This is a genomic window from Vibrio sp. E14 (assembly GCF_020515785.1).
GTDB classification, from domain to species: Bacteria; Pseudomonadota; Gammaproteobacteria; order Enterobacterales; family Vibrionaceae; genus Vibrio; species Vibrio diabolicus.
In genome coordinates this window covers 521,702-542,493 of the sequence record NZ_JAHPJI010000001.1, presented here as the reverse complement: position 1 = coordinate 542,493, position 20,792 = coordinate 521,702, and the positions used below count along the sequence as shown (strand labels likewise).

The window sequence follows — 20,792 nt, the reverse complement described above, 5'->3', positions numbered from 1 at the left end:
CGAGTTTGTACTCGGCTCTTGTGTGTCTGTTCTTAAGCCTGCGACGTTGCTAAACCTGCCGACGCGCCGCCTAATAACACATGATTAAATTCCATTCGAGATTCTTGGGCTTGTTCAGACAGTTCTTGCTTCTTCTGTTGAGCGAACTCAAGCGCTTCGGTTAGTTGCTGTAGCTCTGTTTGCATCTCTTCTGGTAAATGATGGTCCGAAAACCCAGATTCACAGCAGTGCTCTAAGGCAAATGCGCGAATTCTCTTACGCATGCTCATCAGGGCCGCCATTGCTTCGCGCTCTTCTTCAGCCGCCTGTTGAGCTAAGTCTTTAAAGCGCTCAAATTTCGCCAAAGCCATTCCCTCTGTTGACCAAGGGTCAATTTCCGGCAGTTCTTCAATGTTAATGGTTGGCTCTTCGTATTCTGCTTGATGTTTAATATCTAGGCTCGCCGCGCGAACAAAGGACACCATCAACATCACCGAGATAACTAACAACGGTAAACCGCCCACGATCGCAGCGGTTTGTAATGTCGATAAACCTCCCATGAACATTAGGACGGTTGGCAGAAAAGACAAAGTAAACGCCCAGAACAAACGGTTCCAGCGCATCGGTTCTTCCGTCACATCATTTTGAACCACAGACGCAAGAATGTACGAGATAGAGTCAAACGACGTCGCCGTAAAAATAATACACAACAGTGTAAAAACACCAATAACGATTGACCCTAACGGTAATGTGTCTAACGTTGCAAAAATAGCCGCCGGTGCGCCTGATTCGTTAAGGATTGCGATGACATCAAGCTCACCCGTCAATTGCAACGATAAACCATAGTTACCTAAAACAATGAAGAATAAGAAACAACCTAAAGAACCGTAAAATATAGAACCTACGACCATCTGTTTGATCGTTCTTCCACGCGAGATACGAGCAACAAACAATCCCATGCAAGGAGCAAAGACCAACCACCATGCCCAGTAGAAAATAGTCCAGTCTTGCGGGAAGTGTGTATCCGTAAATTCACCATAACCACCAAACGGCTCCGCCCAGGTGGCCATAACAAAGAAGTTAGACAACATACGACCAATAGAATCTAAGCCTGTCTCTAACATGAACACGGTTGGCCCAACGGCGAGTACAAAGAGTAACAAGCCCATCGCACCCCAGAAGTTAATGTTACTAAGGAATTTGATCCCCTTCTCAAGCCCTGCATACGCGGAGTAACCAAAAATCGCAGTACAGAGAAGTAATACAGCCACTTGGCTGAAGGTATTGTTTGGAAGACCGAAGATATGATGTAGACCACCGTTGATAAGAGGCGCTGCTAAGCCAAGCGTAGTCGCCGCGCCACCCAACATACCAAAAATAAACAGCACATCAATAAACTTGCCAATACCACCGTTTGCGCGCTTTTCTCCTAATACAGGCATTAACGCACTAGAGATTTTCAAAACAGGTTGTTTGCGTACATAAAAGAAGTAAGCGATAGGCAGAGCAGGAATAAGGTAAATTGACCAAGCGATCGGTCCCCAGTGAAACAGACCATAAGTCGCGGCCCAGCGAATGGCTTCTTCACTGCCAGCTTCCAACTGAAATGGTGGTGATTGATAGTAGTATGCCCACTCGATACACCCCCAATACAGAATACTTGCGCCAATACCTCCACAAAATAGCATTGCAGCCCATGAGGCGTTACCAAATTCTGGTTGCTCGTCGGCTTCACCAAGTTTGATTTGGCCAAGATCGCTGAACACGGTGTAAATCATAAAACACATTGCTGCGATACCCAGTGCGAGGTATAACACACCAAGCTTATCGGTCATGAAAAATTTGGCCGAAGCTATCCAATCCGCACCTTGTGTGGGAAATAAAATTAAAGGTATAACGACGCTGAGTAAAAGAAAGAGTGAGCCTAAGAAGGTAGGCTTATCGATGAGAGAAAATGATTTGTCCATATTATATATCCTTATGTTTTCAAAGGACATGATCTACATTTCTCACAACTTCGCCAATTCACAACACTTATCGTTACCACAAGAATAATTGTCTTTAAAATATGCATTATGTGACGCTGATTTGGTATTCATTATTTGATGCCATAGCGTTTAAATACGGCAACTTTTCTGCCACACCATCCAGTGCTCTCTACCTTTAAAAACCTCAACACTGTTTGCCACCACTGAGGATTCCACAAGCTTAAACTCCGGTTCTAGATAACCCTCCAACTCCCCACTTCGCAAACAAAATGGAGGGAAGCGAGAGTGGTAATCATCATCTATAACGAAATAACCAATTAACAAACCGTCTCTTGGCAGCAATTTATCCACCATAGCAAAGTAATCTGGCCACTGGTCTCTCGGTAGTGCAGCGAGAAAGGCACGCTCGTAAATCACATCAAATGGGTGCGTAGAGTCAGCGTTAAATACATCCCCCAGCACGACTTTATCTTTGTGCTTGCCTAACGTCGATTGCGCCATTTTTACTGCTTGTTGGCTGTAATCCATCGCGATCACATCATGCCCATATTGAATAAAAGAGCTGAGTTCATAAGCAGCACCACAGCCAGGGATAAATACAGACTGACCGCTATGAAGCGCGTTTTCTAGGTAAGCTTTTAGCTCTTGAGGTGTGGTTTTGGCATCCCACGGCATGGTGCCTTGGGTAAACAAATTATCCCAAAACTGTTGATTGATGGTCGGTGCCTGCTTCATTTATCGCCCTCCTGATTGTACTGGCACAAAAAGAAAGGGATACGCAGCACAATGTGGTATCCCCTCTCCTAGCCTTTGATTTTTACGTTGTTAGCTTTTTATAAATGCGTTTTACAATGATGGGTTAACTGCGCAGGTCATTGATTAACGGCTGCTCCGCTTGGTTCGGTACAAACTGGACATTGCCTTTCAGTTTAGTGACAGACTGGAGTGTTGCTTGAATGTCCTCTGCTGATACATGAACATCATGACAGCAGAAAGTAATGGTATCGTTGAAGCCATCACGCTCAATTTTCAAGGAGCCTTTAATATCGTGGCGACGACAGACTTCTTGGATCTGATGCGGATAAACAAACAGGCCTTTCACTTTCACCGCTGAGTCCGCACGCCCCATCCAGCCTTTAATTCGCGCATTCGTGCGTGGCGAACCCGAGCCCGTTTCTAGGTATGCCGATAAATCTCCCGTTGCGTAGCGAATCAGCGGAAACTTCTCATCGAGCGATGTCACGACTACTTCACCGACTTCTCCCGGTTGTACAGGAATGCCATCAGGATTAACGATTTCCACGATGATATCTTCGGCAATCACCAAGCCTTGCTCGCCAGACACTTGATAAGCAATCAAACCAAGCTCTGCACTTGCGTAGGCTTGAGAGACTGCAATGCCTTTGTCCTCAAACATCTGTTGCATGTCTGCGGTGACCGCTTCACCAGAGACCAGCGCTTTGGTAAAACTCGGCGACTCACCGTATTGTTCTTGGTACTTTTGTAACAACGTCAGCAAGTAAGAAGGCGTGCCCGTATAACCCGTTGGCTGAAGCTGTTTAATCGCTTCAATTTGTGCTTCAGTATTCCCGACACCCGCCGGAAATACCGCACAGCCACAAGCTCTTGCGCCACCATCCATAATAAATCCGCCAGGCGAGAAATGGTAAGAGAGCGTGTTATGCACTAAATCGCCCGCACAAAACCCAGCTGCGTGAAACGCGCGCCCCATACGCCAGAAATCCGCCTCATCCGTTTGTGCCTCATACAACGGCCCCGGAGATTGGAATACGCGCGCCATCTGACCAATCGCAACACTATTTAAACCACCAAACGGCGGTTTAAGTTGCTGCTGGTTTGGCACATTGAATTTGCGCGTAATCGGAAACTGGGTAAGTCCTTCACGATTATTCGCCAACGTAGGCTCTAACTCAGCAAAATGCGCCGCATAATGTTCGCTGTTGGCTTTTGCATTTTCAATCAACGTTGGCAGACGTTGAAACAGCGATTCTTCTCGTGCCTGCGGAGACAACGATTCTTTCGCATCAAATAGTTCGTTCATCCTTGCTCCTTATAACCAACGCTTACGACGTTTGTAAGATTTCAGATTCTTGAAGCTCTTGCGATCTTCATCGCCGCCGCCAAGGTAGAACTCTTTCACATCTTCATTGTTTAGCAGTTCGTGCTTGCTGCCATCCAGTACGATTTTGCCTGATTCCATGATGTAACCGTAATCGGCCGCTTGAAGGGCAAAGTTGGCATTCTGCTCAACCAAAAGCATGGTAATGCCTTGATCTTTATTAATCTTGTTAATAATGCTGAACACCTCCTTCACCAACAGCGGCGAAAGCCCCATCGACGGCTCATCCAACAAGATCATTTTCGGGCGAGCCATCAGTGCACGACCAATCGCCAGCATTTGCTGCTCACCACCTGACAAATAACCCGCTAGACCGGTGCGCTCTTTAAGGCGAGGGAAATAATCAAACACCATTTCGATGTCTTGCTCGACTTCGTTGTCCGTGCGCGTGTAAGCGCCTAAGCGAAGATTTTCTATCACCGTCATGTCTTCAACAATTCGGCGCCCTTCCATAACTTGGAAGATGCCCGAACGGACGATCTCTTCCGGGCTTTTGTTGTCTATGCGCTCGCCCATGAAGTTGATTTCGCCGCGCGTCACTTCACCATCTTCGGTTTTCAACAAACCAGAAATGGCTTTTAACGTCGTGGATTTACCCGCACCGTTGGCGCCCAGTAAGGTCACAATCTGCCCTTTTGGAACTTCTAAGCTCACACCGCGAAGTACTAGTATTACTTCGTCGTAGACGACTTCAATGTTGTTCACTGAAAGCAGTATTTCTGCCGGTTCGATATTCGTTGCTAATTCAGCCATCAAGCTACTCCTTGCTAGGGTGAGAGTGTTCTCTCACCCATCCTTATTTTCAGTAAGCTTTGTTATTAATAAGTCGTAGATTAGTAACCTAGCCAATCGTCACGACGTGACAATGTCACTTGGGACACTTTCTTAATATCGACTGCGCCGCCGTTGTTGTTACCCATAAACACGTTCACGGTTGTTGTGCCACGGTGATCTTCCGGCTTCCAGTTCGCAGGTACACAAACACCTTCTAAGCCTTGTGGGACCCAGTTGTCATGGACATACATGCCCTTCTTGATGTTTTCACCCGTGATGCCACCGTTGTCTTTCGCCCACTCCATCGCTTCTTTCATGTAGAACGCAGAACAAATGCCGCGAATGTAGTGGTGAGTTCTAAACTCGCCAGGCTTTGATTCAGACTGCTTAGAAATCTCACGGACCAGTTTCATGCCTTCATTATCATCTCCCCAAAACGCTGTCATACCTGGGAAAACGTAATCTTTAAGGCCATCGCCTGCTGCTTCAAGCACTGGCTTATCGCCGCCCCAAATGTTTGCCATGTACTGGAACTCTGTCCCAACCGTGTTACAAGACTTCACTAGTGAGATAACCGAGCTACCGATATTAGCAATGTAACCGTAGTTGGTGCCTGACTCTTTCAGCGACAAACATTGCGCTTTGAAGTCCCCTGGTTTTAGTGACACAACGACTGGGTTTTGCACATCAAAACCAAGCTCTTTGGCGTACTCTGCACACGCTTCTTTTGGCGCATTCGGGAATGGATGGTTATCGCCAATGTGCGTAAATTTCGGCGCACCTTGATTGCCCTTAGATTCCCAATCTTCTTTCGCCCACTTAACTAGCGCACGGCACGCATCTGAGTACGACGCACCATAAAAGAAATTATAAGGCGCTGGTTTCGCGGTTTTTGGGTTTTTGCCAGTTGGGTCAGTTAAGTGACCAGAGTAAGAAGCAGAGAACACCGGCACTTTGTCTTTGGTAACAAACGAAATAAGTGCTTCGGTATCCGCCGTACCCCAGCCTTGCAGCGCAACCATGTCTTTACGCGCCACCCAACGTTTATAGTTAGAAATCGCCACTGGTACTTTGTACGCCATGTCTACTGTTTCAAATTCGAGCTCGGTACCGTTAATGCCACCGTTTTGGTTAATCCAACGCAATGCGTCTCGCACGCCAGAACCATAAGGCTTGCTCACATAGGCAGTTGGTCCAGAAAAGTCGACTAATTGCCCGACAAACACAGAATCTTTTGCCCAAGTTGCGGTAGTAAACAGTGCAGATGACAGCACCAACGTTGTCGCTAAATGTCCTTTGTTCATAACTCGTTGTCCTTGTTATTGAGGTATATTCCACTTAATTCCACGTTAATATGAGAACGGATAGTGTTTCCAATATGCTCGAATCTGTTGCCAGCGATGCGATAATCCTTGAGGTTCGAAAATGAGGAACAGCATGATGACTAAACCAATCGCCATCTCTTTGAAGTAAGCCAGACCATCAGTGAAAGCGGTGGTATCACCAAACGCTGAAAGCCCCGTTACGCCAAACTCTAAAACTTCAGGCAGCAGTACGATAAATATCGTCCCCATCAGCGTACCTTTGACTGATCCTAAGCCACCAATGATGATCATGGCCAAAAACTGGATAGACATCATGATGGTGAAGCCTTCTGCTGATACAAACCCTAGATAATGTCCGTAGAGTGCGCCCCCGATGCCTGCATAGAATGCACACACTCCAAATGAGAGCAGACGATACTTGGTTAGGTTGATGCCCATGATCTCTGCTGACAGATAGTGATCTCGTACTGAGACAAACGCGCGACCGTCACGAGAACGGATTAAGTTTGATGCCCACATATACATGAAGATCAGCGCAAACAGAGCGATGTAGAAGAAGCTTTCGTCAGTCGTAAACTCAAAACCAAACAAATTAATTGGGTTCGCGCTTGCACCGTATGAGCCGCCACTGAACCAATCTGCGCGAGCAAAGAAGTCCTCTAAAATAAACTGCGCCGCCAACGTTGCGATAGCTAGATATAAACCTTTAATTCGAGCCGCTGGCAGACCAAACAGCATCCCCACAATCATGGTTAAGTAACCCGCAAGCGGAATCGCAAACACGACTGGAATATTGAACTGGTTATTCAGCCAAGCCGATGCAAAGGCACCAAAGCCAAAGAACGCGCCATGACCTAGGGAAATTTGTCCGGTAAAACCAACCAGAATGTTTAAGCCCAGCGCCGCGATTCCAAGATACGCAATCTGAATAAACAGGTTGAGGAAGTAAATATCCAAGACCAGCGGTGCTGCCAGCATGGCGATGACACCAGCAATCGCAAGGCTTCTGATGGTTTTGGTTTCAAAAATTGGCGTATCACTTTTGTATGTGGTTCGAAAATCCCCACATGGGCGCATGCTAAGTTGAGCCATGTTATTTCTCCTTAAATACGCTCGATATCTTTGGTACCAAACAGCCCGTATGGCTTGAAGGCAAGAATGATTAACAGCACATAGAATGGTGCGATGTTGTACAGGTTACCCACTTGCAGGTATTGGCTATCAAAAAACTCAGCTAAGTTCTCTAGCACCCCGATGGTGATGCCACCGACAATTGCGCCGACTACAGAATCTAAGCCACCTAAAATAACGGCTGGGAAAACTTTGATACCAATAATGGATAGCGCGTCAGATACGCCGTTAACGATCCCGATAACAATCCCTGCTGTTGCAGATACCATTGCCGAAATAGCCCAACTAATGGCGAACACTTTCTTGATGGAAATGCCAAGACTTTGGGCTACTTGCTGGTTAAATGCCGTTGCGCGCATTGCCAGACCCATTTTGCTGAATTTGAAGAACCAGTAGAACGCGCCCATGATGAGCATCGAGAAGATCAAACTCAGAATGTAAGCGAACTCAACGTTCAAACCACCGATATTCACCACATTTGTTTCGAACACTTGCGGATACGACACAGCTGAGACACCAAATATCCATTTCATCAATGCTTGGAAGAACATAGACAGACCGATGGTCACCATGATCACAGAGATAATCGGTTCACCAATTAACGGCCTGAGCACAATGGTTTGCACCGCAATACCGAACACCATCATGAACGCGAGCGTGAGTAAAAAGCCGATAAAAAATGGCAGTTGCAGATGAACAAGCGCCGCCCAGCATACCCATGCGCCAATCAACAAGAACTCACCCTGAGCGAAGTTGACCACCTGAGTCGATTTGTATATCAGTACAAAGCACATGGCGACCACGCCATACAACATGCCAACGATCACGCCATTAATGACGAGTTGCAGTAATAAATCCGTATTCACTATGCGATCCTCCGTTGTTCGCTATCCACCAGTGTTGGCTCATGTTCAATAAGCGTTTCAATCACTAGCGACGTTTGAATGCGTGTTTTGGTGCCATCCTGATAAGTGATCACCGTATCCACATCGACTTTTGGATCGTCGCTGTAGATGGTTTCGATGATGTCTCCGTATTTCTCCGCAACCACACCACGGCGTACTTTACGTGTGCGAGTTAGCTCGCCATCGTCGGCATCCAGCTCTTTGTAAAGTAGAATGAATTTGCTGATCTTTTGTGCATCGGGTAGGGATTCGTTCACTTTCAGCACTTCTTCACGAATGACTTGATACACTTCTGGTTGAGCAGATAAGTTGGTGTAGTTAGTGAATGCTAAGCCTCGCTGCTCTGCCCACTTCGCAACAATCGCGTAGCGAATACAGATGATGGCGGATAGCCAAGGTCGACCTTTGCCCACCACTACGGCTTCTGCAATAAACGGCGAGAACTTGAGTTTATTTTCAATGAACTGCGGAGAGTAGCGGTCGCCATGGCTGGTTTCCGACATATCTTTCAGACGATCAATCACCACCAAGTGACCAGAGTCTTTAAAGTAACCCGCATCACCCGTGTGCATCCATCCGTCTTGCACGTCTTCATCATACGCTTCCTGGTTGTTCTGGTAGCCAGTAAACATGCCGGTACTTTTCGCGATGATCTCACCCACGCCATTGCTGTCTGGGTTGATGACTTTCACTTCTGCATTATCAAACGCAACGCCGACCGAATCATAGTCCACGTCATCGGCTTGGTGGACGGTGTACGCACCACACATTTCGGTTTGACCGTAAAGCTGCTTGAGTGGTACACCGATCGCTTGCAAGTAACGGAAAGTATCCGGTCCCATCGCCGCACCGCCGGTTGCCGCAGATGTCAGGTTCGAAAACCCTAAACGGTCACGCAGAGCACGCAGAAGAATCCATTCAGCCAACTTAGAGCGTTTACCCTGCTCCAGCGCTTTGTTGGCTAAGCTCATGCCCAGCTTGTACATCTTCTGCTTAAACGGTGTGGAATCCATCATTCGTGCAGACACGTCTGCCACAATGTTTTCCCACACTCGCGGCGCAAGCAGCACGAAGTTCGGGCCAATTTCGCGCAAGTCAGACATCATGGTTTCTTGTTCTTCCACGAAGTTAACGATTTGACGAGAAATCAACGCCTGACCAACCACATACACCTGCTCCATAATCCAAGGCAAAGGCAGAACAGAAACGTAGTTGTCGCCTGGAGAGCGCGGGTCGGCACGCAGATAAGCCGCACAGTGATCTAAGAAAGTGCCGCTGTGTAGCTGAGCCAACTTTGGTTTGGAAGTCGTACCCGACGTGGTACAAAGAATCGAAAGATCGCTGCCTTTGGTTGCCGCAACCATATTGAGATATTTATCCGGATCCGCTTTGTCGATCAGTTGACCTTTTTTATAGACCTGCTCAACGTCAATCAGTCGCGGGTCGTCGTACTTGCGCATTCCACGCGGGTCACAATAGATAATGAATTCTACGCTTGGGATCTCATCACCGAGCTCAAGTAGCTTATCGCATTGCTCTTCATCTTCCGCAACCACGACTTTTGCTTTGGCATAGTTGATGAGGTACGCCACTTCTTCGTGCATGGAATCTTGATAGATGCCCAGCGAGAAACCTTTGATCGCATGTGCGGCCAACTCGCCCCATACCCATTCCGGGCGGTTATCACCCAGCAAACCAACAACGTCTTGCTCACCAACACCTAAATCTTGAAGTGCCAGCGCCATCCACTTCACTCGATTTTCATAATCTTGCCAAGTGAACTCTCGCCAAATACCAAACTCCTTTTCACGCATTGCGACTTGCTCGGGCCAGTGCTTGGCATTGTGCTGCAACACTTTTGGAAAGGTATCTAAGCGGGTTATATCTGCCCAATCATTATGTTGCTGTGCCATTATGCACTCTCCTCTAATGTCGGTAGCTCTTCGCCTAAGTACGCTTGTTTCACATGTGGGTTGGCCATCACTTCTTCTGGCTCGCCCATCGCAATGTGTTTACCAAAATCCAACACCAATACGCGGTTAGAGATATCCATCACCACGCCCATATCGTGCTCGATCATGATGATGGTGATGTCTAACTCTTCGTTTAAATCCATGATGTAACGCGCCATGTCTTCCTTTTCTTCCAAGTTCATGCCTGCCATTGGTTCATCAAGCAGCAGTAACTTAGGTTTTAAGGCAATGGCACGAGCAAGCTCTACACGTTTACGTAAACCGTAAGAAAGTGTGCCAGCGGTGGCTTTGCGAATGTGCTGAATTTCAAGAAAATCGATTACGTCTTCTACGTATTTACGGTGCGCCATTTCTTCTTTCTGCGCGTTAGAGAACCAGTAAAGTGGTCCTGTGACGAAGTTGTTTTTCAGTAGGTGATGTCGACCAACCATAATGTTGTCGAGTACCGACATATGAGAAAAGAGTGCTAAGTTCTGGAAGGTCCTTCCCAACCCTAACTCTGCTCGTTGGCTAGGTGTTCGTTTGGTTACATCATCTCCAGCGAAGATTACAGAGCCTTTGTTTGGTGTGTATCGACCAGAGATGCAATTGAGCATTGAGGTTTTACCTGCACCGTTTGGACCAATGATTGAAAAGATTTCCTTTTCATTCACATGGAAGCTCACGTCAGTTAGAGCTTTCACCCCACCAAAAGCCAATGAAATATCGTTTACCTGCAACAGAGGCGATTCCGATACCATAGTTGATCTCCCTTTCGTTATTTAAGTGCGTTCCATTGAACACTATTTAATCAAACCTAACTTTGATACTGGTAACCGCTTTTACACCTATGCATCAACTTTGTATTCAGTTTACGTAAACGTCAATTTAAAATCAGAATAGTGCTTGAAAGATTAAGTTGCAATCGAGTTCATCGAGAAAGATTTGAACTAACGCAAACTTTAAGTAAATAAATTGTTAATAAAAATTATTCTCAGACGACTACATATTCGGATAGTTAGGGCCACCACCACCTTCCGGCGGTGTCCAGGTAATATTTTGACTTGGATCTTTGATGTCGCAGGTCTTACAGTGGATACAGTTTGCCGCATTTATTTGTAGCTCTGGCTGCTGATCCCCCTGTACGATTTCATAAACGCCAGCCGGGCAATAGCGCTGTGCAGGCTCGGCGTACAGTTCGAGGTTCTGCTCAATCGGTATGCGCTGATTCGCCAAACGTAAGTGGCATGGCTGATCCTCTTCATGGAAGATATTGGATAGATAGACAGAAGAAAGGCGATCGAAACTTAACACACCGTCAGGCTTTGGATAGACAATTTCATTGCTGTTTTCCGCCAATAGCAGAGACTGATGATCGGGCTTATCACAGCGGATATGCCACTTAGCTTTGCCTTTTAACACGTTATGTTCCAACAATGCTAAACCACCACCCAACCAAGATCCAAAGCGGTGAATGCCACTTGAGAAGTTACGCGCTTGGTAGAGTTCTTCGTGCAGCCAAGACTGTTTGAAATGCTTTTGATAATCAGCAGTGACTGACTGACTCTCAAGGGCTTCACATACTGCTTCGGCGGCAAGCATGCCAGATTTCATTGCGGTGTGCGTGCCTTTGATTTTAGCGCAGTTAAGCGTTCCTGCATCACAGCCAATCAACAAGCCACCAGCAAACTGCTGCGTGGGAAGCGAATGGAAACCGCCCTTGGTGATCGCTCTTGCGCCATAACTAATGCGTTTACCATTTTTGAGGTATTGCTCAATCAACGGGTGATGTTTAAAACGTTGAAACTCATCAAATGGACTCAAGTGCGGGTTCTTATAATTCAAGTCAACAATCAACCCAACGGCAACTTGGTTTCCCTCTAAATGGTAGAGGTAACTGCCACCTGTGGCTTCGTTCGCTAACGGCCATCCTAAGCCGTGAACCACTAACCCTTGTTGATGCTGCTCTGGTGGTATTTCCCACAGCTCTTTAAAACCGATAGCGTAATGCTGAGGCGTTTTCTCTTCAGCAAGATTAAATCGGTTAATCAATTGCTTACCAATATGCCCCCGTGCGCCTTCAGCAAATAAAGTAAACTTCGCTCGCAGTTCAATACCAGGTTCGAAATTTCCTTTTTGTTCACCATTTTTGTCTAACCCCATATCGCCCGTGATCACGCCACAAACGCGGTTGTCTTCATCGATGATCGCTTGGCTGGCAGTAAAACCTGGGTAGATCTCCCCCCCTAAGTTCTCGGCCTGCAACGCCATCCATCGGCATAGACTGCCCAAACTTATAATGTAATTACCGTCGTTATGTAACGTATTAGGCACTGCCCAAGAAGGCAGTTCATGACCATTGATTTCATTGCCTAGATAGTAGGTTTTATCTTTGTTTACTTTGGTATTGAGCGGTGCGCCTTTCGCCTGCCAGTCGGGAAACAGTTCATCCAAACTGCGCGTTTCAAACACCGCACCCGATAAAATATGCGCTCCAACTTCAGAGCCTTTTTCTACCACGCAAACAGAGAGGTCTTGTTCTTTTTCTGCTGCTAATTGTTTGATTCGGCATGCCGCAGACAAACCTGCGGGACCAGCGCCTACAATCAGAACATCAAATTCCATGCAGTCTCTTTCCATGATTGCATTCCTTTTTTCTTTGCATGTTGCCAACTTGTTAAGCAACAATATATTTAAAGTTGACGCAAACGTAAAGGTAAATTAACATCATATTAAAGACGTCATCACATCGTCTTCACTGTAAACACATAGTCTTCACTGTAAAAAGGAATCTAACGTGAAAATACTAGTGCCAATCAAAAGGGTCATTGATCCCTACGTTAAAGTTCGCGTGAAAGCGGACCATAGCGATGTTGAAACCAATAACGTCAAGATGACGATTAATCCATTTTGCGAAATAGCCGTTGAAGAAGCCGTACGACTAAAGGAGCAAGGTATTGCGGAAGAAGTCATCGTTGTCAGTGCTGGTGGTAGCCAGTGTCAGGAGCAACTACGTACTGCGCTTGCGTTAGGTGCCGATCGCGCTATTCATATCGATACTGAAGACAAAATAGAGCCATTGGTCGTCGCTAAGCTGCTTAAATCTCTGGTTGAGCAAGAACAAGCGCAGCTCGTGATTACCGGTAAACAGTCGATTGATACCGATAACAACCAAGTGGCTCAGATGTTGGCAGCCCTACTTGACTGGCCTCAAGCCACATTTGCATCTGATGTAAAAATTGAAGATCAAAAAGTGCAAGTCGTAAGAGAAGTGGATGGTGGCTTGTTGACGGTTGCGATGAATTTGCCTGCCGTGATCAGCACCGACTTACGTCTGAATGAGCCGCGTTTTGCCTCTCTTCCTAATATCATGAAAGCCAAGCGCAAGCCGCTAGATACGATCACACCAGAGAGCCTTGGTGTCGAGGTGGTGTTTAGCCAAACCATTCAAGAAGTAACACCACCAGCGCAAAGAAAAGGTGGCGTCAAGGTTGAATCTGTCTCAGAGCTTCTCGATAAGCTGCGTAACGAAGCGAAGGTGATTTCATGAAGAACTTAATCATAGCGGAACATGACAATAACCAATTGCATGCGGACACACTCAAAGTGGTTAATGCAGCAAAACAAGTCAGCCAAGACAATGTTTTGATCGTAGTGGGCCACCAGTGTGAAGAAGTCGCTCAGCAAGCCTGTCGCGTTGATGGTATATCAAATGTAATTTGTGTCGATGATGAGCAACTTAAGCATCAATTTGCCGAGAGTATCGCACCTATTGTGGTGAGTATTGCTGAAGGTTTTGACGCAATCTGGGCTAGCTCATCATCAAAAGGGAAAGATCTTGCACCGCGAGTAGCAGCGAAGTTCGGCGTTGGGCAAATTTCTGATATTGTCCAAGTTATCGATGAAAACACTTTTATCCGCCCTATTTACGCAGGAAACGCATTTGCCAAAGTGACCACCAGCGACAAGGTTCGCGTCATCACCGTGCGCGCGTCTGCGTTTGAGCCGGTTACTTGTCACAACCAAGCTGGTATTAAGCATCAGCAGGTCACTATCTCAGCTCCAATGGTTGAATTGGTTTCTGTCGATAAAACCGTGTCAGAACGTCCTGAATTAAGCGCGGCAGAGGTGGTTGTGTCAGGTGGACGCGGGGTCGGTAGCAAAGAGAACTTCGCGTTGATCGAACAAGTTGCCGATAAACTAGGTGCTGCCATTGGCGCTTCTCGTGCGGCAGTTGATGCCGGGTTTGTTGCCAACGACTTACAAGTGGGTCAAACCGGTAAAATCGTTGCACCTAAGCTTTATATAGCGGTTGGGATTTCCGGTGCCATCCAGCACCTTGCCGGGATGAAGGAATCCAAAGTGATTGTCGCGATCAACAAAGATCCAGAATCTCCTATCTTCGAAGTTGCCGACTATGGATTGGTTGGTGATTTGTTTGAGGTACTACCTCAGCTTGCCGAACAACTTTAAACAATCAGATAAGGGGCGAACACTGCTATGTTCGCCCCTTTATTTTGTTTTGGTCATATTCAAAAAGAATTGAAATTAGAGGGACCTATGACAAATTCTGCACCTATTTGGTCACCATCTTCTGAACGCGTCAGCAATAGCAACTTATTGCGGTTCATCGAAAAAGTTAATAAAGACAAAGCCGAAGGTACCGCAATCAATAATTACACGTCTTTACACCAGTGGTCCATTAACCACAATGACGAATTTTGGCGACATACCTGGCATTTCTGTAACGTCATTGGAAATATTGGCTCGCAAGTCAAAAGCCTTGATGCTCCCAAGTGGACACAGACAGATTCTACTCAGAGCCATGTCAATAGGGACACAGTATGGTTTGCTGACGCCACGCTTAACTACGCAGAAAATCTCCTCTCTCAGGCCGAACAAACACCTGAGCGTGAGTTTATCGTTTTTACTAATGAAAGCGGTGAACACAAGCAGCTCACTGGTACACAGTTGCTCGAACAAGTGTCTGTCGTTCAGCAATGGCTACTCAATTGTGGTGTTGGCAAAGGCGATGTCGTTGCGGGCTATTTGCCCTACCTTCCAGAAACCGTTATAGCCATGTTGGCTACTACAAGTCTTGGCGCTATTTGGACTTCAACCTCTCCTGATTTTGGTATCGATAGCGTCGTAGAGCGTTTTGGTCAGGTCAAACCGAAAGTTCTTTTTTGCTGTGATGGCTACCAGTTCGGAGGCAAAGCTTTCGATATGACGGACAAAAACACGACTCTTAGTAGTAAGCTAAGCAGTGTCTCCGAATACGCCACTATTAGCGTATGCCAAATCGAATATATACAAAACGCTAAGAGTGCTAGCACTTCTGACTTTGTGTATTGGTCTGATATTGCTCACCACTTTTCTCCACTATCAATTCAATATCAACCAATACTGTTTAATGACCCGTTATTCATTTTGTATTCTTCTGGCACAACGGGGCAACCTAAGTGTATTGTCCATTCCGTGGGCGGTACCTTGCTCAATCACCTCAAAGAACATCAACTACATTGCGATATCAAACCACAAGACAAGGTTTTCTACTACACAACATGTGGCTGGATGATGTGGAACTGGCATGTTTCAGCACTTGCGAGTGGTGCTACCTTAGTGATTTACGATGGTAGTCCGGTTTACCCTGATCACTCCGTCTTATGGCGATTAGCGGAAGAACATAGCGTGTCACTGTTTGGTACGTCAGCGAAATACTTAGAAGCACTGGAACATGCGAGCTACTCTCCCAAGTCAGAACATGACCTGAAATCACTCACAACCCTGTGTTCGACTGGCTCAGTGCTTTACCCAGAACAATTTAATTATGTCTATCAGCACATCAAGCAGGATTTACATCTAGCTTCTATCGCTGGCGGCACTGATATTTGTGGGTGTTTTGTACTTGGAAACCCTATCTCACCAGTGTACAAAGGCGAATGCCAAGGTTCAGGGCTTGGAATCGACGTGCGTGTTTTGGACGACGAGGGAAAAACCATTACACAGCAACGCGGCGAACTGACTTGCAATAACTCACTACCTAACTTCCCTATTGGGTTTTGGCACGACAACGGCGAACGCTATCACAACGCTTATTGGAGCAAGTTTACCGATATCTGGCACCACGGCGACGATGTGATGCAAACCGAACATGGCGGTTTTATTTTTTATGGTCGTAGCGATGCGACATTGAATCCAGGCGGCGTACGAATCGGCACCGCTGAGATCTATCAGCAAGTGAACGCGTTACCCGAGGTCGAGGACTCCATCGCCGTCGGCAAGTTAAAGCAGCAGTCTGAAGAAATCTGGTTACTAGTAAAACTCGCTCACGACGTCGAGTTAACCCAACAACTCACCGATTCAATTCGCCAAACACTAAAAACAACATGTTCACCGCGCCATGTACCGCGCCAAATTTTTGCTATCAGTGATATTCCTAAAACGCGATCAGGCAAACTCGTTGAACTAGCTGTGAAACAATTGGTTAACGGACAAGCTATAAAAAACATTGGTGCTATTGCTAACCCAGAAGTGCTGGAAGAAATTAAAACGCTTTTCAACATAGAAGGCGCCACTGTCACTTAGAGACCCAACAAGTCTTCCAACAATACAGACGGGTATAACCTAACTGTATTTTTAGCTCGCTCGATAACTCCTCCCCACTTTCGTGGAAACTGAGCGAAATATGCTTCATGTACACAAAAAAGGTGAGATAATTCTATCTCACCTTTGAACCATATGAGCTGGAGCATTAGTTTGGGGGTTAAGCTTTTATCAGTTGGCTCATATCTTCGCGAACTTGTGGCACCGTTAAACCAACGATGATTTGAAGGCTCTCTTGATTTCTAACAATATTCACCGCTCCGTTCTGTGTGAAAAATGCGTTCTCCTGTACAAGGGAGACATCTTTAACTTTAACACGCAGACGCGTCGCGCAATTAGTTAACAATTCAATGTTTTCTTTTCCACCCAAACCTTCAATAAAGGCACTAGCTTGTGACGGACTTGCGCTACTGTTGTGGACCGCTTTCGCTTCTTTGTAGTCAGCTTTGGAATACAACTTACTATCTGCACCTTCACGTCCCGGAGTAAGTATGTTGTATTTTAAAATAAGCGCGCGAAACGTCACAAAGTAAACACCAGTAAACATGAGACCAATAATAATCTGAATCACGTATGTTCCCGCATGGTTACCAGCCAAAGGCAACCAGTTTTGGAAAATAAAGTCTATCAAGCCAGTCTGAAAGTTACCGGAAACACCAAACATAAAGGCGATCGTTGCCATTGTCGCAGATAACAACGCATGCAAAGCAAACAGCGCAGGTGCGATAAATAAGAATGTAAACTCTATTGGTTCAGTGATCCCGGTAAGAATTGCTGTGATTGCAGCTCCGAGCACTAACCCCATCACCATCTTTTTATTTTCTTTTTTCGCAACTGAATAAAGTGCTAGTGCGATACCCGTACAACCAAACACTTTACCCATTCCCGTCAACATCAAACCACCTTGGGGAAATTGTGTCGTTAAACTTTCCGAGCTCTGGGCGAATGTCTGTATATTTTGAATCCAATAGGCAACCGTCCCGCCATCGACTGCAACTGGCCCATAAAAAACGGGACCATATACGAAATGATGCAACCCCGTTGGTATCATGATTCGCTCTAAAAACGTAAATAGCCATACCCCTAAAGATCCAGCAGAAACCAAAAATGATTGCAGATTGTTAATACCATGCTGAATACTTGGCCAAGTCAAACAAGTTAGAATTGCCATCACGACCATAATTGGGAAACTAATGATCACAACCAATGGCGTTCCGCCAAATACAGCCGCCCAATCCGGTAGCTTTTTATCAAAGAATCGGTTGTGAACCCAAACAGAAAGACTTGCAATTAAAATGGCACCTAGCAAGTTTGTATCAAGCGTTAGAATACCACCAACTTCAGTCAAACCTCGCTCACCTTCCGTATAGTTAACGCCCAGTTCTGGTCCCCAAAATTGAAGGATTCCACCAATAACGTAGTTAAACGTAATGTAGGAAACGAGTGTTGCAAGTACAGCGCGACCAGATGCTTTTTTAGCTAAAGCGATAGGTAACCCAACGGCAAAAATAAGTGCCATATTTTTAAATACGGCGAGTGATGCCTGTAAAATGATCGTCGAGACTTTAACCCAAGCACTCCCCTCCAGTGCCCAAGGAAACACTTCTTGATTTAACAGCACAACGGAGAAACCCAATAACATGCCCGCTGCTGGAAATAATAGAACAGGAACAAACATCGCGGCCCCGAACCTTTGAATAATGTCTTTCATATAAACCTCTTGTTTCATTCACGGAGCCTACAAGTAGGCCCCGAACGTCCAGTTGTTATTGAAAAAATTGAGGAAGGTAGGCTTTATTTTCTTCTAGTAATTGTTTTGTTATTTCTTTAGCTTTTGGCACATTAACCACGGTACGGTTAAGTGTGAGTGCATTAATCAGCTTTTGCTGACTTCCTTCGTACCAAGCATCCACGACTAATTTCTCGTAACCAAGTTGGCTCTCAATCATGGCTTTTTGGAAAGTTGGGATTTTTCCTACAGTAAAAGCTTTCGGTCCATCACTAGTTAGCGCTGCTGGAACTTCTACCATGGCGTCATTTTGTAAGTTTGTAATAGCACCATTATTCGGTACGATGACGAGATATACATCGCTCAAGTTGTAGGCTAGCGAAGCCGCGACTCTCACCATGTATCGACCATGGATATCGGCATGCAGTGTTTCGTGCTTCGTGGTGCCCGCTTCAATTATTCTTGCGTTCAATTCGAACACTCGCTTCTCACGGCCGTTAATTACCTGCCTTGCGCGAGTATTGTTGATCTCCTCTTTCGCCACCATTTTTTCAGGGTACAAATAGTATTGAAGATACGTATTCGGCAAAAACTCTGGATTATCAGCAAGCATCGTTCTCATGTTTTTGAATGTGGCTTGCCACGATGGGTCATCCGCTATTTCCGCATCAACCGCACTGATTCCTTCTTTTAGGATGATATTTTTAATTTTATCCGTTAAGTCTTCACCCTGTTTGTTACGAATTTTGGTAAACCAGCCATAGTGATTAAGCCCAAAATATTCAGGAACAAAGTCCCAAATTTCACATCCTAACAATTGCGCATAGCTGACCATAATCGCTGCTGGCATATCACAGATATTTAGAATTCGCTTATCATGCGGAAATTCACGATTTAAAGCTTCAGCGACAATTGCCGCCGGGTTGGTGTAATTAAGAATCCACGCATCTGGACACGTTTGTCGGATCTCGTTCACTAGCTGGATCATGTCGCCGATAGAGCGAAGTCCATATGCCATTCCTCCCGCGCCACATGTCTCTTGACCAACACAAGAGTTGGATAGCGGAATTTGTTCATCACGCTCGCGCATGGCCAACCCACCAGTGCGGATCTGGATAAAGAAAAAGTCCGAATCTGCGAATGCGACAGATTTATCCGTTGTATAAACAAACTCTTCAACTTCTGGATAGTGTTCTCGCAATAGAATTTCAGTAGCTAATGCATTCGACTCTTGGCGTTTTTCATCTATGTCGTAAAACACGACTTTTGCGAGTGGAAAGTTATCTTTTTCGGCAATAAGGCTGTTCATCATACCAAGTGTGTATGTACTGCCAGCACCAACAATCGTTAATTTTTGACGTTTCATTTCGCTACCTCAAATGTTTACCCTGCAAATGTATAAAATAAGTATTAATACTTTTTTAATACATTTAAAGTGTAAGCACAAAGATACGAGATAAAAATCACACAAAAATTCTAAGGAAAAGTATTAACTACATCTCAGATCACATTCTTGCTATCATGATCCAAGACTTAGCGAGGTATTATGAAACCCAAATACATAGACATTGCGGAACGATTAGAAAAAAAGATCAAAGATGGGGAACTACAACCTAAATCGATGCTTCCAAAAGAGAGTGATTTGCAAGAAGAGTTTTCCGTAAGCCGCGTAACCATCAGAAAAAGCTTACAAATTCTGGTCGACAATAATTTAATTAGTCGGACAAGAGGTAGTGGAACTTATGTAAACGATCTAAAAGCCCAACATGATGCCTTACATTTGCTGGGTTTTATCGAGGAAGTCAGTAAACAGGGGAAAACTCCTAGCTCTCAAGTCATAAAGTTCGAACTTAAAAAGCCGAATGAGCAGGTTGCTAAGCAGTTAAATCTCTCGCCCAATGATGATACATATGAAATACATAGACTCAGATGTATTAATGATGAGCCTGAAATTTACGAAGTCACTCATATGCCAGCAGTGTTATTTCCAGACTTGAGCATAGCCATAATGAATGGTTCTAAATATGAGTACATTGAAAATAGCAAAGGATTGAAAATTGCGAAAAGCAGTCAGTCTGTCAAACCGTATTTGTTAGATGCAGAGACGGCCTCATACCTGAATGAATCAGAAGCTTCCCCTATTCTAAAAGTTGAGTCCACTGGTTACCTAGAAGATGGTCGTGCATTTGAATATACCGTCAATTACTTCCGACTTCATCAATACAGCTTCGAGTTTATTTCAACTAGGACGTAGTACTATTCG

16 protein-coding genes are annotated in these 20,792 nt (G+C 45.5%); 4 read left to right on the top strand and 12 right to left on the bottom strand.

Going from position 1 to position 20,792, the window contains the following annotated elements; genetic code table 11:
• Positions 1-32 precede the first annotated feature (32 nt).
• The 10 genes from LIX84_RS02330 to LIX84_RS02285 all read right to left on the bottom strand — a co-directional run bounded on the left by LIX84_RS02330 (position 33) and on the right by LIX84_RS02285 (position 12,834).
• Positions 33-1,946, bottom strand: a complete 1,914-nt coding sequence (locus tag LIX84_RS02330) for a BCCT family transporter (RefSeq protein ID WP_226420516.1) — start codon at positions 1,944-1,946, stop codon at positions 33-35.
• A 150-nt stretch (positions 1,947-2,096) separates the two neighbouring features.
• Positions 2,097-2,702, bottom strand: a complete 606-nt coding sequence (locus tag LIX84_RS02325; RefSeq protein ID WP_226420515.1) for a methyltransferase domain-containing protein — start codon at positions 2,700-2,702, stop codon at positions 2,097-2,099.
• A gap of 124 nt (positions 2,703-2,826) precedes the next feature.
• A complete protein-coding gene (locus tag LIX84_RS02320; RefSeq protein ID WP_226420514.1) occupies positions 2,827-4,029 on the bottom strand; it encodes a phenylacetate--CoA ligase family protein in 1,203 nt (400 codons plus the stop codon).
• A gap of 9 nt (positions 4,030-4,038) precedes the next feature.
• Positions 4,039-4,860, bottom strand: a complete 822-nt coding sequence (locus LIX84_RS02315) for an ABC transporter ATP-binding protein (RefSeq protein ID WP_005392594.1) — start codon at positions 4,858-4,860, stop codon at positions 4,039-4,041.
• Between the two features lie 80 nt (positions 4,861-4,940).
• A complete protein-coding gene (locus LIX84_RS02310; RefSeq protein ID WP_226420513.1) occupies positions 4,941-6,185 on the bottom strand; it encodes an ABC transporter substrate-binding protein in 1,245 nt (414 codons plus the stop codon).
• A 45-nt stretch (positions 6,186-6,230) separates the two neighbouring features.
• Entirely contained in the window at positions 6,231-7,298 is a 1,068-nt protein-coding gene (locus LIX84_RS02305; protein ID WP_005382737.1) for a branched-chain amino acid ABC transporter permease, read from the bottom strand.
• 11 nt (positions 7,299-7,309) lie between these two features.
• Positions 7,310-8,203 carry a branched-chain amino acid ABC transporter permease gene (locus LIX84_RS02300; protein WP_005392598.1) on the bottom strand — a complete coding sequence of 298 codons (894 nt, stop codon included), beginning with the start codon at positions 8,201-8,203 and terminating at the stop codon, positions 7,310-7,312.
• On the bottom strand, positions 8,203-10,155 hold the full coding sequence (locus LIX84_RS02295; RefSeq protein ID WP_226420512.1) for a long-chain fatty acid--CoA ligase: 1,953 nt from the start codon (positions 10,153-10,155) through the stop codon (positions 8,203-8,205). The genes LIX84_RS02300 and LIX84_RS02295 overlap by 1 nt, the downstream gene beginning before the upstream one ends.
• The gene (locus LIX84_RS02290; protein WP_005392600.1) at positions 10,155-10,955 is read right to left on the bottom strand and encodes an ABC transporter ATP-binding protein; all 801 of its coding nucleotides are present in this window, start codon (positions 10,953-10,955) and stop codon (positions 10,155-10,157) included. The genes LIX84_RS02295 and LIX84_RS02290 overlap by 1 nt, the downstream gene beginning before the upstream one ends.
• Before the next feature lie 241 nt (positions 10,956-11,196).
• Positions 11,197-12,834 (bottom strand): electron transfer flavoprotein-ubiquinone oxidoreductase, encoded by a 1,638-nt coding sequence (locus LIX84_RS02285; protein ID WP_226420511.1) that lies wholly within the window; start codon positions 12,832-12,834, stop codon positions 11,197-11,199.
• A gap of 157 nt (positions 12,835-12,991) precedes the next feature.
• Here LIX84_RS02285 and LIX84_RS02280 point away from each other — a divergent pair, with 157 nt between their 5' ends.
• The 3 genes from LIX84_RS02280 (at position 12,992) to LIX84_RS02270 (ending at position 16,782) form a co-directional block, all read left to right on the top strand.
• Positions 12,992-13,744 (top strand): electron transfer flavoprotein subunit beta/FixA family protein, encoded by a 753-nt coding sequence (locus LIX84_RS02280; protein ID WP_226420510.1) that lies wholly within the window; start codon positions 12,992-12,994, stop codon positions 13,742-13,744.
• On the top strand, positions 13,741-14,667 hold the full coding sequence (locus LIX84_RS02275) for an electron transfer flavoprotein subunit alpha/FixB family protein (protein ID WP_226420509.1): 927 nt from the start codon (positions 13,741-13,743) through the stop codon (positions 14,665-14,667). Before LIX84_RS02280 ends, LIX84_RS02275 begins: the two co-directional genes overlap by 4 nt.
• An 87-nt stretch (positions 14,668-14,754) precedes the next feature.
• A complete protein-coding gene (locus tag LIX84_RS02270; RefSeq protein ID WP_226420508.1) occupies positions 14,755-16,782 on the top strand; it encodes an acetoacetate--CoA ligase in 2,028 nt (675 codons plus the stop codon).
• Positions 16,783-16,960: 178 nt separating this feature from the next.
• Here LIX84_RS02270 and LIX84_RS02265 read toward each other — a convergent pair whose 3' ends face one another.
• Together LIX84_RS02265 and LIX84_RS02260 are read right to left on the bottom strand one after the other, a co-directional pair.
• On the bottom strand, positions 16,961-18,511 hold the full coding sequence (locus LIX84_RS02265) for an alpha-glucoside-specific PTS transporter subunit IIBC (RefSeq protein WP_226420507.1): 1,551 nt from the start codon (positions 18,509-18,511) through the stop codon (positions 16,961-16,963).
• Between the two features lie 55 nt (positions 18,512-18,566).
• Positions 18,567-19,895: a 6-phospho-alpha-glucosidase gene (locus tag LIX84_RS02260; RefSeq protein ID WP_226420506.1), complete on the bottom strand. Its 1,329-nt coding sequence runs from the start codon at positions 19,893-19,895 to the stop codon at positions 18,567-18,569.
• 180 nt (positions 19,896-20,075) lie between these two features.
• Between LIX84_RS02260 and LIX84_RS02255 the strand changes: the two genes are divergently transcribed.
• The gene (locus tag LIX84_RS02255; RefSeq protein WP_005373312.1) at positions 20,076-20,783 is read left to right on the top strand and encodes a GntR family transcriptional regulator; all 708 of its coding nucleotides are present in this window, start codon (positions 20,076-20,078) and stop codon (positions 20,781-20,783) included.
• Positions 20,784-20,792 lie beyond the last annotated feature (9 nt).

Excerpts from the sequence above, each read along its gene's own strand:
- LIX84_RS02305 (WP_005382737.1), bottom strand. The coding sequence starts at position 7,298 with ATGGCTCAACTTAGCATGCGCCCATGTGGGGATTTTCGAACCACATAC.
- LIX84_RS02290 (WP_005392600.1), bottom strand. The coding sequence starts at position 10,955 with ATGGTATCGGAATCGCCTCTGTTGCAGGTAAACGATATTTCATTGGCT.
- LIX84_RS02295 (WP_226420512.1), bottom strand. The coding sequence starts at position 10,155 with ATGGCACAGCAACATAATGATTGGGCAGATATAACCCGCTTAGATACC.
- LIX84_RS02320 (WP_226420514.1), bottom strand. The coding sequence starts at position 4,029 with ATGAACGAACTATTTGATGCGAAAGAATCGTTGTCTCCGCAGGCACGA.
- LIX84_RS02330 (WP_226420516.1), bottom strand. The coding sequence starts at position 1,946 with ATGGACAAATCATTTTCTCTCATCGATAAGCCTACCTTCTTAGGCTCA.
- LIX84_RS02265 (WP_226420507.1), bottom strand. The coding sequence starts at position 18,511 with ATGAAAGACATTATTCAAAGGTTCGGGGCCGCGATGTTTGTTCCTGTT.
- LIX84_RS02325 (WP_226420515.1), bottom strand. The coding sequence starts at position 2,702 with ATGAAGCAGGCACCGACCATCAATCAACAGTTTTGGGATAATTTGTTT.
- LIX84_RS02255 (WP_005373312.1), top strand. The coding sequence starts at position 20,076 with ATGAAACCCAAATACATAGACATTGCGGAACGATTAGAAAAAAAGATC.
- LIX84_RS02260 (WP_226420506.1), bottom strand. The coding sequence starts at position 19,895 with ATGAAACGTCAAAAATTAACGATTGTTGGTGCTGGCAGTACATACACA.
- LIX84_RS02270 (WP_226420508.1), top strand. The coding sequence starts at position 14,755 with ATGACAAATTCTGCACCTATTTGGTCACCATCTTCTGAACGCGTCAGC.
- LIX84_RS02285 (WP_226420511.1), bottom strand. The coding sequence starts at position 12,834 with ATGGAAAGAGACTGCATGGAATTTGATGTTCTGATTGTAGGCGCTGGT.
- LIX84_RS02275 (WP_226420509.1), top strand. The coding sequence starts at position 13,741 with ATGAAGAACTTAATCATAGCGGAACATGACAATAACCAATTGCATGCG.
- LIX84_RS02315 (WP_005392594.1), bottom strand. The coding sequence starts at position 4,860 with ATGGCTGAATTAGCAACGAATATCGAACCGGCAGAAATACTGCTTTCA.
- LIX84_RS02310 (WP_226420513.1), bottom strand. The coding sequence starts at position 6,185 with ATGAACAAAGGACATTTAGCGACAACGTTGGTGCTGTCATCTGCACTG.